This window comes from Bradyrhizobium centrosematis, assembly GCF_045571495.1.
Lineage (GTDB): Bacteria > Pseudomonadota > Alphaproteobacteria > Rhizobiales > Xanthobacteraceae > Bradyrhizobium > Bradyrhizobium centrosematis.
Genome location: NZ_CP120703.1, coordinates 302,705 through 315,134 on the forward strand (window position 1 = coordinate 302,705; position 12,430 = coordinate 315,134).

Annotated in this window: 14 protein-coding genes; 9 read left to right on the forward strand and 5 right to left on the reverse strand. The window is 66.5% G+C overall.

Features of this window, described 5'->3' with window-relative positions:
• Nucleotides 1-41: 41 nt before the first annotated feature.
• Nucleotides 42-332: a 4a-hydroxytetrahydrobiopterin dehydratase gene (locus P6U31_RS01435; protein ID WP_407186517.1), complete on the forward strand. Its 291-nt coding sequence runs from the start codon at nucleotides 42-44 to the stop codon at nucleotides 330-332.
• A 95-nt stretch (nucleotides 333-427) separates the two neighbouring features.
• On the forward strand, nucleotides 428-814 hold the full coding sequence (locus P6U31_RS01440) for a YkvA family protein (RefSeq protein WP_407186518.1): 387 nt from the start codon (nucleotides 428-430) through the stop codon (nucleotides 812-814).
• 168 nt (nucleotides 815-982) lie between these two features.
• Here the strand turns inward: P6U31_RS01440 and P6U31_RS01445 are convergent, their stop codons facing one another.
• Complete coding sequence (locus tag P6U31_RS01445) at nucleotides 983-1,957, reverse strand: NADPH:quinone oxidoreductase family protein (protein WP_157336083.1); 975 nt, start codon at nucleotides 1,955-1,957, stop codon at nucleotides 983-985.
• Nucleotides 1,958-2,207: 250 nt separating this feature from the next.
• Between P6U31_RS01445 and P6U31_RS01450 the strand changes: the two genes are divergently transcribed.
• From P6U31_RS01450 to argG, 6 genes are all read left to right on the forward strand, one after another.
• Nucleotides 2,208-3,047 carry an SDR family oxidoreductase gene (locus P6U31_RS01450; RefSeq protein ID WP_407186519.1) on the forward strand — a complete coding sequence of 280 codons (840 nt, stop codon included), beginning with the start codon at nucleotides 2,208-2,210 and terminating at the stop codon, nucleotides 3,045-3,047.
• Nucleotides 3,048-3,163: 116 nt separating this feature from the next.
• Complete coding sequence (locus tag P6U31_RS01455) at nucleotides 3,164-3,826, forward strand: invasion associated locus B family protein (RefSeq protein WP_407186520.1); 663 nt, start codon at nucleotides 3,164-3,166, stop codon at nucleotides 3,824-3,826.
• A 181-nt stretch (nucleotides 3,827-4,007) separates the two neighbouring features.
• Nucleotides 4,008-5,210, forward strand: a complete 1,203-nt coding sequence (rlmN, locus tag P6U31_RS01460; protein WP_407186521.1) for a 23S rRNA (adenine(2503)-C(2))-methyltransferase RlmN — start codon at nucleotides 4,008-4,010, stop codon at nucleotides 5,208-5,210.
• A gap of 166 nt (nucleotides 5,211-5,376) precedes the next feature.
• Entirely contained in the window at nucleotides 5,377-5,871 is a 495-nt protein-coding gene (locus tag P6U31_RS01465; protein WP_407186522.1) for a hypothetical protein, read from the forward strand.
• A gap of 242 nt (nucleotides 5,872-6,113) precedes the next feature.
• On the forward strand, nucleotides 6,114-6,890 hold the full coding sequence (locus P6U31_RS01470) for a phosphatase PAP2 family protein (protein ID WP_407186523.1): 777 nt from the start codon (nucleotides 6,114-6,116) through the stop codon (nucleotides 6,888-6,890).
• A 94-nt stretch (nucleotides 6,891-6,984) separates the two neighbouring features.
• Nucleotides 6,985-8,322: an argininosuccinate synthase gene (gene argG, locus P6U31_RS01475; RefSeq protein ID WP_407186524.1), complete on the forward strand. Its 1,338-nt coding sequence runs from the start codon at nucleotides 6,985-6,987 to the stop codon at nucleotides 8,320-8,322.
• A 97-nt stretch (nucleotides 8,323-8,419) separates the two neighbouring features.
• On the opposite strand, the gene P6U31_RS01480 is transcribed toward argG, so the two are convergent.
• Nucleotides 8,420-9,688 (reverse strand): OmpA family protein, encoded by a 1,269-nt coding sequence (locus tag P6U31_RS01480; protein WP_407186525.1) that lies wholly within the window; start codon nucleotides 9,686-9,688, stop codon nucleotides 8,420-8,422.
• A gap of 45 nt (nucleotides 9,689-9,733) precedes the next feature.
• On the opposite strand from P6U31_RS01480, the gene P6U31_RS01485 reads away from it, so the two are divergent.
• Nucleotides 9,734-10,540, forward strand: a complete 807-nt coding sequence (locus P6U31_RS01485; protein ID WP_407186526.1) for a hypothetical protein — start codon at nucleotides 9,734-9,736, stop codon at nucleotides 10,538-10,540.
• Between the two features lie 241 nt (nucleotides 10,541-10,781).
• Here the strand turns inward: P6U31_RS01485 and P6U31_RS01490 are convergent, their stop codons facing one another.
• The 3 genes from P6U31_RS01490 to P6U31_RS01500 all read right to left on the reverse strand — a co-directional run bounded on the left by P6U31_RS01490 (nucleotide 10,782) and on the right by P6U31_RS01500 (nucleotide 12,344).
• Nucleotides 10,782-11,024 (reverse strand): hypothetical protein, encoded by a 243-nt coding sequence (locus P6U31_RS01490; protein WP_407186527.1) that lies wholly within the window; start codon nucleotides 11,022-11,024, stop codon nucleotides 10,782-10,784.
• 83 nt (nucleotides 11,025-11,107) lie between these two features.
• On the reverse strand, nucleotides 11,108-11,494 hold the full coding sequence (locus P6U31_RS01495) for a VOC family protein (RefSeq protein ID WP_407186528.1): 387 nt from the start codon (nucleotides 11,492-11,494) through the stop codon (nucleotides 11,108-11,110).
• 25 nt (nucleotides 11,495-11,519) lie between these two features.
• On the reverse strand, nucleotides 11,520-12,344 hold the full coding sequence (locus tag P6U31_RS01500) for an FkbM family methyltransferase (protein ID WP_407186529.1): 825 nt from the start codon (nucleotides 12,342-12,344) through the stop codon (nucleotides 11,520-11,522).
• Between the last annotated feature and the right edge of the window lie 86 nt (nucleotides 12,345-12,430).

Sequence of the window (12,430 nt, forward strand, 5' to 3'; positions counted from 1 at the left end):
CCGGTGTTAAGGTAAAGTTCCCCTGAAGGACGGAGGCGGCCATGGCAGAACGGCTCTCGGCGGAGGCGCGCAGGCAGGGGCTCGGCGGACTACCTGGGTGGAGCGAGGTTCAGGGCCGGGACGCCATCGGGAAGAGCTTTATCTTCAAGGATTTCAACGAGGCGTTCGGCTTCATGAGCCGCGTCGCGCTGGCCGCCGAGAAGATGGATCACCACCCCGAATGGCGCAACGTCTACAAGACAGTGGAGGTGGTGCTGTCGACCCACGACGCCGGCGGCGTCACGGCGCTCGACGTCGCGCTGGCCAAGACGATGAACGCGATCGCCGGCTGAGGCCGGCGTCTTGCAGGGATTGGTCAAATCCCCATCTTGTGATCAGCCGGGGATCGGTGATCTCCTGCGTTGGCTGAACGGGGAGTTTGTCGAACATGGCTGCCGAACACAGCGTCGGTTTCGAGCCGGCTGATCGGCTCGCGGAAGATCGTGAGAGCGTGCGCCGCCGCTTCTGGCGCAAGCTGAAGCGCGTCGCCGCGCATCTGCCATTCGCCGAAGACCTGCTGGCCGCTTATTACTGCGCGTTCGACCGGCAGACGCCGCGCCATGTCCAGGCCGCGCTGTTAGGTGCGATCGCCTATTTCATCCTGCCGTTCGACTTCGTCGCCGACGTGATGCCGATCCTGGGCTTCGCCGACGACGCGGCCGTGCTCGCCACCGCCATCCGCATGGTCGCCGGCCACATCACCAATGAGCACCGCGAAGCCGCCCGCGCCGCGCTGAAGCGTGGGGTGGATGAGATGGAAGAAGAAGCGGCGTAGCAGGCGGTCTCAACCACACCCATCGCTGTCATGCTCCGGCTTGACCGGGGCATCCAGTACGCCGCGGCCTCTCGGTTCACTCACTGCAGTCTCTGGAATACTGGATCGCCCGGTGGGGCCAGGCGATGAAAGTTCAGTGCGTCAAGCAGCTCGCGATTGCACGCATCCTCACGGATGCAGGATCACCTTGCCCATCGCCTGGCGTCCGGCCAGAACCTTCAACGCATCGGCGGTCTGCGCCAGCGGGAAGGTGCGGTCGACATGCGACGAAATCTTTCCTTCCGCGGTCCACTTCACGAGCTTCTCGAGATTGGCGCGGTTCTTGGCCGGGTTGAGCCGGGTCCAGGCGCCCCAGAACACACCTCGGATGTCGCAGCCTTTCAACAGCGCGAGGTTCAGCGGCATCTTCGGGATGTCGCCGGCGGCAAAGCCGATGACAAGGAAGCGGCCTTCCCAGGCGATCGAGCGCAGCGCCTGCTCGGCATAAGCACCACCCACGGGATCGAAGATGATGTCGACGCCCTTGCCGCCGGTGAGCTTGCGCAGACCTTCCTTCAGATCTTCCTTGGCGTAGTTCAGCGTCAGCTCGGCGCCATGGGCCTTGGCGAATTCGAGCTTCTCGTCCGACGAGGCGCAGGCGATCACCTTCAACCCCATCAGCTTGCCGAGCTCGCAAGCCGCGAGGCCCGTGCCGCCGGCCGCACCCAGCACCGCGAGCGTCTCGCCCGGTTTCGGGCTGGCTCGATCCTCCAACGCATGCAGCGCGGTGCCGTAGATGATGATGATGCCGGCCGCGCGGTCGTAATCGAGATTGTCGGGGATCTTCACGATCGAGGCCGCCGGCAGTGCGATCTTCTCGCGCGCGCCATTATGTCCGCAGGACGCGACGACGCGGTCGCCGACTTTCAGGTCGGTCACGCCGGGGCCGATGCTCTCGATCACGCCCGCGACTTCCGCGGCCGGCGAGAACGGAAACGGCGGCTTGATCTGGTACTTGCCCTGAATCATCAGGATGTCGAAGAAGTTCAGCGCCGCGGCCTTGATCGCGATCACCGCTTCGCCGGGACCCGCCACCGGATCCGGCACCTCGGCGAGCACGAGATCATCGGGCTGGCAATATTGCGAACAGAGGATGGCTTTCATGAAGGCACCTGGGCGTTTCGGGTGAATTATAGTTGGGTCGTTTCTGCCGGATTTAGTGACGGGCGACAATCGGGATTCTTTGCTGGTTGTTCTGTTCGGCCTATCCTCACGTCATTGCGAGCGCAGCGAGGCAATCCAGAGTCCGCCCTGCGGAAATAGTCTGGATTGCTTCCGCCTTCGCCAAGGCTTCGGCGGACAAGTCGCTGCGCTCGCAATGACGCAGTGTGTGGAAACAGCGAGGATTCAGACGATGTTTGAAACAAGCCTGCTCAGGGACAAGCGCATCCTCGTCACCGGCGGCGGCTCGGGCCTGGGCGCTGCGATGGGACGCCGTTTCCTGAGCCTCGGCGCCGAGCTCGTGATCTGCGGCCGCAAGCGCGACCGGCTGGAAGCAACGGCCGCGGAGATGCGCGAACAGAGCGGCGCCAGGGTCACCACTATTGCGTGCGATATCCGCGACGGCGTCGCGGTCGACGACATGATGGACCGGATCTGGCGCGAGGCGCCGCTCGATATCCTCGTCAACAACGCTGCCGCGACGTTCATCGCACAGAGCGAGCACCTGTCGTTTCGCGCCGCGGATGCGATCCTCGCCCCGACGCTGCACGGCGCGATGTATTGCACGCTCGCCGCCGGCAGGCGCTGGATCGAGAACAAGCATGGCGGCGTCGTGCTCTCGATCCTCTCGACATCCACCATCACCGGCCGCGCCTTCACCGTGCCGTCGGCGATGGCGAAATCGGCGCTGCTGGCGATGACCAAAAGTCTCGCCGTGGAATGGGGCCCGAAAGGCATCCGCACGGTCGCCATCGCGCCGGGTCCGTTCCCGACCGCGGGCGCGTCGGGGCAGCTCCGCCCGCAAGGCCGTGACGAAGGCTGGACCGCGCGCAATCCGCTGGGCCGGACCGGAGCGCATAGCGAGCTTGCCGACCTCGCCAGCTTCCTGGTCTCGGATCGCGCCGGCTACATCAATGGCGAGATGGTCGTCATCGATGGTGGCGCGCATTTGCGCAGTTCCGGCGCCGAGGATCTGCTTCTCTGGACCGAGGCGCAATGGGCCGCCCAGCGTGCCGCGCGATCCAAGGTCTAGTCCGCGGCGATACCGCTAACTGCCTTCCCAAATTGGACTTTCCCGGCTATCCCTGCCCGGGGACAAAGCGCGGCCGGGCCATCTTCCAGTCACAATATTGAGGGAACCACTCCAGCATGTGGCGGGTGCTGATTTTAGCTTTGATGACTGGTGTGGCGGCCGGGGGAATCGCCGTTTCTGCGCGGGCGCAGACGGCGCAACCGGCGCCCAAATCTGCTCCAAAGGAGTCGGCATCGAAACCGGCTGCGTCGGCAGCTCATACGACGCCGAAGTCGGCAGCAAAGCCGGAGAGCAAACCGGCGGGTCCACCCGCTTCAGTTGCGGGTGGCGCGGAGCCGACCCTGATCGGTCAGTTCGGCACCTGGGGCGCCTATTCGGCGGCCCCCAACGGCAAGAAGGTCTGCTTCGCGCTGGCCAAGCCGTCGTCGTCGAAGACCAATCCGCCGAATCGACCGCGCGATCCCGCCTATGCCTTCGTCTCGACCCGGCCGGCCGAGAAGGTGAACAACGAAGTCTCGGTCATGATCGGCTACGCGCTGAAGCCGGGTTCGGAGTCCTCTATCGAGGTCGGCGGTGCCTCCTTCGCGATGTACACGCAGGGCGACGGGCTCTGGATCAAGAACGCGGCCGAGGAGGAGCGGATGGTCGAAGCCATGCGCAAATCCGCCGATCTCGTGGTCAAGGGCGTCTCGGCCAAGGGCACGGAGACGACCGACACGTTTTCGCTGAAGGGCCTCGCCCAGGCGCTCGACAAGATCGCCCAGGACTGCAAGCGGTAAGGCCTAGTCGTTAAGGCTGCGGGCGACAAGGTCGCAATCGGCGGTTCCGATTGCTATATAGAGGCGGTTCCAAATTCTTCCGTCATTCCGGGATGGTCCGAAGGACCAGACCCGGAATCTCGAGGTTCCGGGTTCGATGCTCCGCATCGCCCCGGAACGACCACGTAACCAGGTCCATTCGATGCAACCGACGACCGAGCCGCACAACGCAACATTGGTGGAGAAGACTCCACTCGAAACCTATGTGCCGCCGGCAAAGCCGTCGCTGATCGGACTGTCGCGCAGCGAGCTCGCCGATCGTCTCGGCGAGATCGGCGTCGCGCCGGCGCAGCGCAAGATGCGCGTGCAGCAGCTGTGGCACTGGCTCTATTTCCGCGGCGCCCAGAGTTTTGACGAGATGACCTCGATCTCGAAGGGCATCCGCGCCGAGCTCGCGCAGCATTTCACCGTCGACCGTCCCGAGGTCGTGGCCGAGCAGATTTCCAACGACGGCACCCGCAAATGGCTGCTGCGCTTGCCGAGCGGCGACAATGTCGAGAAGGCGCATGAAGTCGAGTGCGTCTACATCCCCGAGACCGATCGCGGCACGCTCTGCGTCTCCTCGCAGGTCGGCTGCACGCTGAACTGCGCCTTCTGTCACACCGGCACGCAACGCCTGGTGCGCAACCTCACCGCCGGCGAGATCGTCGGCCAGGTCATGGTCGCGCGCGATCGTCTGAACGACTGGGCCGATCGCGAGGACGGCACGCGCCGCGTCACCAACATCGTGATGATGGGCATGGGCGAGCCGCTCTACAATTTCGACGCCGTGCGTGATGCGCTGCTCATCGTCGGTGACAACGAAGGCATTGGCATCTCCCGCCGCCGTATCACGCTGTCGACCTCGGGCGTGGTGCCGAACATCGTGCGCGCCGGCGAGGAGATCGGCGTCATGCTCGCGATTTCGTTGCATGCCGTTCGCGACGAGCTGCGCAACGAACTGGTGCCGCTCAACCGCAAATATCCGATCAAGGAGCTGCTGCAGGCCTGCCGCGACTATCCCGGCGCCTCGAACGCGCGCCGCATCACTTTCGAATATGTGATGCTCAAGGGCGTCAACGATTCGCTCGACGATGCAAAACTGCTGGTGAAGCTGCTCAAGGGCATTCCCGCCAAGATCAATTTGATCCCGTTCAATCCTTGGCCCGGCACCGCCTATGAATGCTCCGACTGGGACCAGATCGAAAAGTTCTCCGAATACATCTTCAATGCCGGCTATTCCTCGCCGGTGCGCACCCCGCGCGGCCGCGACATTCTCGCCGCCTGCGGCCAGCTCAAGTCGGAAACCGAAAAGCTCTCGGCGCGCGAACGCCAGGCGCTGCGCGCCATGGCGATGACGGACTAAGAATGGCAACGTCCTCGATGCTCGTCATGGCCGGGCTTGACCCGGCCAGCCGCGTTTATGAGCCGTCATTCCGGGGCGCGCGTAGCGCGAAGCCGGAATCTCGAGATTCCAGATTCGGTGCTGCGCACCGCTCCGGAATGACGATGACAATCAACAGATCCCTCAGATGTCCCTGATCGGCCGCCTCGTCGTCATCTTCATCGGCTTTCTCGCGGCCTGCTTCGTCGGCGGCATGATCGTCGTCGTCGCGCTGCTGTTTCCGGAATTTTCCGATCTCGGCGCCGGTCCTGTCGATCAGGGCACGATCGACATCCTGCTCGGCTTCGGCTTCATCTTCGTCTCGGGTTTTGCCTTGGTGCCAGCGGCGGTGATCGTCGCGATCACCGAGGCGCTCTACATCCGCAGCGCGCTGGCCTATGCCGTCGGTGGCGGCCTCGTCGGGCTCGCCTGCTATCTCGGCCTCGTGCCGTTCCATTCCGACACGCTGCAGTTCGAAGGCATCGTCCGGCGTCACCTGGAGATCATGACCGGCGCCGGCATCGTCGCCGGAATCGTCTACTGGCTGATCGCCGGCCGCAATGCCGGCGCCTGGCGTGAACCGCCACCCCCGCACAAACCGCCGCCGCCATTGCCGGCGAATTCCAGGCCGGATGCGAGGTGACTTGCTTACCCTCCCCTGGAGGGGGAGGGTCGGATCGCATCGCAGATGCGGTCCGGGGTGGGGTGACAGACTCTCCGCGCTCGCGGTGTCGAGGATTGGAGTTTGCTGACGAACGAGAGACTGTTTGTGCGGCTTCACCCCACCTCGCTCGCGCGTCGCGCGGTCGATCCTCCCCCTCCAGGGGAGGATGGGCACCCCTGTTGGGGTTTCCATCCCCTTCCCGCTCCGCTAAACCGCGCGCCATGAACCGGACTGGACTCTTCATCGCCCTGGCGCTGTGGCTCGTGATCGGCGTCGTTTTCGGCCTCTATCCCGAGCTCGATCTCAAGCTCGCGTCGCTGTTCTTCGACCCCGAGACGAAGACGTTTCCGCTCAAGCTGAACGACTGGGCGGGCTTTGCGCGTGATGCTGCGATGTGGGTCGCCTGGGCTTTCGTGCTGCCGTCGCTCGTGGCGCTGGTGGTCAAGATGATCAGGCCGGACCGGCCGCTGATGGTGTCGGGACGCGCGATCGTGTTCCTGCTGGCCACGATCATCCTGTCGGCCGGCATCCTGACCAACCTCACCTTCAAGACCTATTGGGGCCGGCCGCGCCCGGTGGTGGTGACCGAGTTCGCCGGCGACCAGCAATTCGTGCCGTGGTGGGATCCGCGCGGCGGCTGCGCGCGCAACTGCTCGTTCTTCTCGGGCGAGGGCGCGACCGCGTTCTGGACGCTGGCGCCGGCCGCGCTGGCGCCGCCGGCATGGCGGCCGCTCGCCTATGCCGCAGCCGTGATCTTCGGCGCCGTCACCAGCGGCCTGCGCATGGCCTTCGGCGGGCACTTCTTCACCGATGTCTCGATCGCCGGTCTCGTCACCTTCGTCGTGATCTGGGTCGCCTACGCGCTGATTTACCGCTGGCCGCGGACGCGGTTTTCGGACGAGGCGGTCGATGCCGCCCTGACCCGGCTGAACATGCCCGCCTACCGGCTTCGCCAGCGCCTGTTCGGCCGCAAGACCGGCCCCGAGCCGTCGGTTTAGGCCATTAAATGCGTGCCCACCCCGGCGAAATTTGATATTCGCGCGGTCAAGTTCGCAACCATCATCAGCCCCTTGAGACCCGATTGGAAGCCCCATGACCACGATCCTGAAAAGCCTGCCCAAGGGTGAGAAAGTCGGCATCGCTTTTTCGGGCGGCCTCGATACGTCTGCGGCGCTGCTCTGGATGAAGCAGAAGGGCGCGCGCTGCTACGCCTACACCGCCAATCTCGGCCAGCCGGATGAAGCCGACTACAACGAGATCCCGCGCAAGGCGATGGAGTTCGGCGCCGAGAAGGCGCGCCTCGTCGATTGCCGCACCCAGCTGGTCCATGAAGGCATCGCCGCGATCCAGTCCGGCGCCTTCCATATCTCGACCGGTGGCATCACCTATTTCAACACCACGCCGCTCGGGCGCGCCGTCACCGGCACGATGCTGGTCGCGGCGATGAAGGAAGACGGCGTCAACATCTGGGGCGACGGCTCGACCTTCAAGGGCAACGACATCGAGCGCTTCTACCGCTACGGCCTGCTCACCAATCCCGGCCTGAAGATCTACAAGCCCTGGCTCGACCAGCAGTTCATCGACGAGCTCGGCGGCCGCGCCGAGATGTCGGCGTTCATGACCGCGCAAGGCTTCGCCTACAAGATGAGCGCCGAGAAGGCGTACTCGACCGACAGCAACCTGCTCGGCGCCACGCACGAGGCCAAGGATCTCGAAAGCCTCGACAGCGGCATCAAGATCGTCAACCCGATCATGGGCGTGCCGTTCTGGCGCGAGGACTGCGCCGTGAAGGCCGAGAAGGTTGTGGTGCGTTTCGAGGAGGGACAGCCGACGGCGCTGAACGGTCAGACCTTCTCCGATCCTGTTGCGCTGTTTCTCGAAGCCAACGCCATCGGCGGCCGCCATGGCCTCGGCATGAGCGACCAGATCGAGAACCGCATCATCGAGGCCAAGAGCCGCGGCATCTACGAGGCGCCCGGCATGGCGCTCCTCCACATCGCCTATGAACGTCTCGTCACCGGCATCCACAACGAGGACACCATCGAGCAGTACCGCATCAGCGGCATGCGCCTGGGGCGTCTGCTCTATCAGGGCCGCTGGTTCGACTCGCAGGCCCTGATGCTGCGCGAGACCGCGCAGCGCTGGGTCGCGCGCGCCGTCACCGGCGAGGTGACGCTGGAGCTGCGCCGCGGCAACGATTATTCGATCCTCAACACCGAGAGCCCCAACCTCACCTATGCGCCGGAACGGCTCAGCATGGAGAAGGTCGAGGACGCCGCCTTCACGCCGGCCGACCGCATCGGCCAGCTCACCATGCGCAATCTCGACATCGCCGACACCCGCACCAAGCTCGGTCTCTATTCGAAGACCGGTTTGCTGTCGGGCAGCGAAGGCTCGCAGATCTTCCGGCTCGAGAGCGACAAGGGCTAACCACCCTGCGACGGCGCGATGTGCCGCAACGTCGTGCGTAACAACCAAAACAAAAATGGCCGGGATCGCTCCCGGCCATTTGCGTCTGTGCGTGCCGTTACCGCGGCGGTGCGGTGCCGGGCGGGGGCGGCGGCAGCGAGGCCTGTCCGCCATTGAGCAGCGGCGTGATGCGGCGGACGGTGACGCGCCGGTTGATCCGGCTCGGTCCGTCCGTCTGCTCCTTCAGGTACTGCTTGCCATAGCCCTGCGACGTCAGGTTCTCCGCGGGCACACCGAATTGCTGCGTCAGCAGTTCGGCTGCGGCCTGCGCACGACGATCCGACAATGACAGATTGTCGACGTCGTTGCCGACCGCATCGGTATGGCCCTCGATCAGGAACACCTCGCGCGGGTTGCGCTGGATCGCGCGGTTGAGACCGTCGGCAATGACCTGCAGCCGAGCCGCCTGATCCGGCGGAATGGTCCACGATCCCGTCTCGAAGTTGATCGTGTTGACGTCGATGCTCGGCATCTGCATGCGAACATTGGGGCTGTAGCGGATCTCGTCGAGCGAGTAGCGCCGTTCGATCCGCTGCACCGGCGGCGCCTCCATGGTCGCGTAGATCACGTCCGGCGACGCCTCTTCGGCATCGACGATGTAGCGATCATAGGGAATGTTCACGACCGGCGGCGGCACGTCGACATAGAAGCCGCCGACCGCGCGCGGATCGCGGTAGCTGTTGTCGATGATGACGATCTCGCGCCCGCCGGGGTCCCTGCGGATTCGTCGCAGCAGCGAGCCGTCCGGGCCGACCACGGTGATCACCTCGCTGCCGTCAGGGCGGATCACGACGGTGCGGGTTTCGCCGCCAAAGGTCTCGGTGCGGATGTCGCGGGCGCCGTAACGGAAGCGATAGAGATCGTTGCCGCGGACATATTCCTGACCGCCCGGGTCGCGGATGATGATGCGATCCGGCTCGGTGTAGACAGTGCGGCCGCCTTCGACGATCTCCTGCCGCTGGTTGCGGTAGTCGGCGATGGTGGCGCCGATCACGGCGCCGGCCACCACGCCGGCACCGATCGCGAGCGGCGTCAGATCACGCTGCGGCGGACGCGGCGGCGGCGGCAAGGGCGCTGCGACCGTCGGCGCGGCGCGGAAGGCCGGTGCGACCGTCGGCGGTCTGTATTGTGCCCGGTCGGGCGGCGGCGCTGCGGCCGGGGTGCCGGGGACGACCGTCGGAGCTGCAGCACCGGCGGGAGGTGCCGGCGGCCGGGCCGGGGCACCGGCCTGCGGGGGCGGCCGGAGTACCGGCAGCGGGTCCGCCGGCAGGAGGCGTTCCGCCCTGTTGACCGGGGCTCGGCGTCGCAGTCGGGGCGGGGGCCGCACCGGGGCGTCCGGGCGGGGGCGTCGGCGTGCTGCCGGGAGCCGGCGTTGCTGTCGGAGCGGGCGCAGCACCGGGAGCCGGCGTTCCTCCCGGAGGAGGTGTGCCAGGACGGCCGGTCGGCGGTGTACCGGGGCGGCCGGCCGGAGGTGCGCCGGGCGTGCTGCCCGGAGCCGGGGTCGCGGTCGGTGCAGGCGCGGTCGTCGGTGTTGCGGTCGGCGCGGGAGTGGCTGCTGGCGCCGGCGCGCCGGGACGAGCCGGAGGCGTGGCTGTCGGAGCAGGCGGTGTCGCCGTTGGCGCCGGCGCGGGGCGCGCGGACGGAGCCGCTGCCGGGGGCGGCGGAGGGGGAGGTGTTGGAGTCGGGCGAGCCGCTGGCGGCGGGGGCGTGGACGGGGTGTGCTGCTGCGGCGCCGCGGCGGGCGGCGGTGTCGGCGCCGGCCGAGCCGCAGGCGGTGCAGGAGGCGGCGGTGTCGGTGTCGGCCGAGCTGCAGGCGGCGCCGGAGGCGGTGGTGTCGGGGCATGCTGCTGCGGAGCCGCAGCCGGCGGCGGCGAAGGCTGCTTCGGCGCAGCAGGCGGCGGGGGTGGCGGCGGCGGGGCGGGACGAGCCGCAGGGGGCGGCGGAGGCGGAGGCGGCGCTGCCGGTCGCGGCGGTGCGGCTGCCGGCGGGGGCGCCGCGGGAGGATGGGGCGGCGCAGCCGCGGGCGGCGGTGCGGACGGGCGCGCGGGCACTGCCGGCGGAGCGGCAGCGGGTCCCTTCGGCGGCTGCTTCGGTTTTCCGTCAGGGCCAGTCTCTTGAGGCTGGGCCTGCGCGACCACGAGCGGCGGCGCATCTTGCGCATGCGATGCGGTGCTTATGAATTGCATCGCGGTCAGAGCCGTCGTCGCGAGCAGCACGAAACGAAGATGGGTCATGGTGGTGAACTTCCCCGGAAGGTTCTTTGACGTAGTGTTGGGATGAACGGCTATGCGTTAGGCCGGATTGTGGCGGGCGAAGCGATCGCGGCCCGATTTATTTCTGCACGGAAATCGACTCACTATGATGACGTTCATTGCGCATTCAGACGTGGGTTGCAATCGCCTCACATGTGATGCGTCGCCTCATGTGTGATTGCGCGGCGGCATCGCATCCGTCGCAGGATTGGGCGTCAGCGGACCGTTCGGCCCGCGTGACGGAATCTCGTCAGGCCTGCGGCCGGGCAATTCGTCGGGCCGCGGCGCTTCGCCGGGCTCGTGCACCGGCGGCGTGATTTCGGGCTGCGGATTGCCAGGCGGAATCCCCGGCGGCGGCTCGGTCGGAGTGCCCGGCGTCGAGGGCGGGATCTCGGGCGGTTCGATCGGCATCGGCGTCATCGGGATCGTTGTCCAGAGAACGACAACGACGATGTCGAGCCGATGTTCCGCCGCACATCGTTACGAAGCGCGCCCTATTCGGGCAGGTGGCAGACGGCCTCGATGTTGTGGCCATCGGGGTCGAGCACGAAGGCGCCATAATAGTTCGGGTGATAATGCGGGCGGATGCCGGGCGGGCCGTTGTCGCGACCGCCGGCTGCGATCGCGGCCTTGTAGAAGGCATCGACGGTGGCGCGGTCCTTGGCCGCGATCGCGACATGCACCGGCTTGTTCATGGCGCCCTCGCCGCCGATCCAGAAGTCCGGCTTGCCGTCGGCGCCGAAGCCTGCGGCGGAAGCGTGGCCGGTCTGCTCCGCCGTGACTTCCATGATCAGACCATAGCCGAGCGGCGCCAGCGCCTTGGCGTAGAACGCCTTTGCGCGCTCATAGTCGGAGACGGAAAAGCCCAAATGATCGATCATCACTAGCCTCCGTTGTTCGTTCCCGTCAGCGCGACAGGAACGTGTTGCTTCGCGTCTTGCGCATGATCGCATAACCGCGTGCGACCATGTCGGCGATACAATCCTGCTGCCATTCGTCTTGTGACAGGTGCTCGATCACCACCGCGCGCGGCCACAGCGTTTGCGGCGCGTCGCGGAAGAAGCCGATCAGCACGCGATCCTCGAAACCCTCGACGTCGATCTTGAGTGAATCGACGCGTCCGACGCCGGCCTCGTCGAGGATGCGCGTCAGCCGCAGCGACGGCACCTTGATCGCCTCGGTGCTGGCCGTGCCGGTGACGACGTGGGTGGCGCCGAGATTGCCGCCGCCGCTCTCGATCATCAGCTCGCCGTCGGTGTCACCGGCGGCGGCCTGCACCAGGCGCACCTGCGCAGCTTTCGACGCGGCGTGATTGAAGGACAGTCGTCCGAACGTCAGCGGATGCGGCTCGATCGCGACCACCTTGCCAGTGCTGCCGACCTGGCGCGCCATCACCAGCGCAAAGGTGCCGACATTGGCGCCGACGTCGACGAACACGCCGCCCGCGGGCGTGTGCTGACGCAGGAAGTCGAGCTCGTCGAGATTGTAGTCGGGATTGAACAGCGCGCCGCGCTCGGTCGCGCTGCCCTGGTGATAGAGCCGGAACGAGGCGCCCTGATATTGCACGTCGACAGGGCCGCTCCGCAGCAGGTTCACCAGCCGCGACATCCACGGACGGAACGCGCCGCGCTTCAGCCCGGACTGGCTCGCGAGGCGAATGATCGCGGCCTGCGCCGCGTTCGGCGCAAACGCGCCGAACGGCGCGGTCGAAGGGGCGTTGTCGGTCGTCAAGCAGGCGGTCCTCGTTGCAGGCGGCGCATGCATAGCCGGTTTTGCTGAGGACTCCAACGCTGGATCACGGGACGTCGTCCCGGGAG

Bases quoted from the DNA above. Each gene is read 5' to 3' on its own strand.
- P6U31_RS01440 (WP_407186518.1), top strand. From the start codon at position 428: ATGGCTGCCGAACACAGCGTCGGTTTCGAGCCGGCTGATCGGCTCGCG.
- P6U31_RS01435 (WP_407186517.1), top strand. From the start codon at position 42: ATGGCAGAACGGCTCTCGGCGGAGGCGCGCAGGCAGGGGCTCGGCGGA.
- P6U31_RS01495 (WP_407186528.1), bottom strand. From the start codon at position 11,494: ATGATCGATCATTTGGGCTTTTCCGTCTCCGACTATGAGCGCGCAAAG.
- P6U31_RS01465 (WP_407186522.1), top strand. From the start codon at position 5,377: ATGTCCCTGATCGGCCGCCTCGTCGTCATCTTCATCGGCTTTCTCGCG.
- P6U31_RS01450 (WP_407186519.1), top strand. From the start codon at position 2,208: ATGTTTGAAACAAGCCTGCTCAGGGACAAGCGCATCCTCGTCACCGGC.
- P6U31_RS01470 (WP_407186523.1), top strand. From the start codon at position 6,114: ATGAACCGGACTGGACTCTTCATCGCCCTGGCGCTGTGGCTCGTGATC.
- argG (WP_407186524.1), top strand. From the start codon at position 6,985: ATGACCACGATCCTGAAAAGCCTGCCCAAGGGTGAGAAAGTCGGCATC.
- P6U31_RS01455 (WP_407186520.1), top strand. From the start codon at position 3,164: ATGTGGCGGGTGCTGATTTTAGCTTTGATGACTGGTGTGGCGGCCGGG.
- rlmN (WP_407186521.1), top strand. From the start codon at position 4,008: ATGCAACCGACGACCGAGCCGCACAACGCAACATTGGTGGAGAAGACT.
- P6U31_RS01445 (WP_157336083.1), bottom strand. From the start codon at position 1,957: ATGAAAGCCATCCTCTGTTCGCAATATTGCCAGCCCGATGATCTCGTG.
- P6U31_RS01490 (WP_407186527.1), bottom strand. From the start codon at position 11,024: ATGCCGATCGAACCGCCCGAGATCCCGCCCTCGACGCCGGGCACTCCG.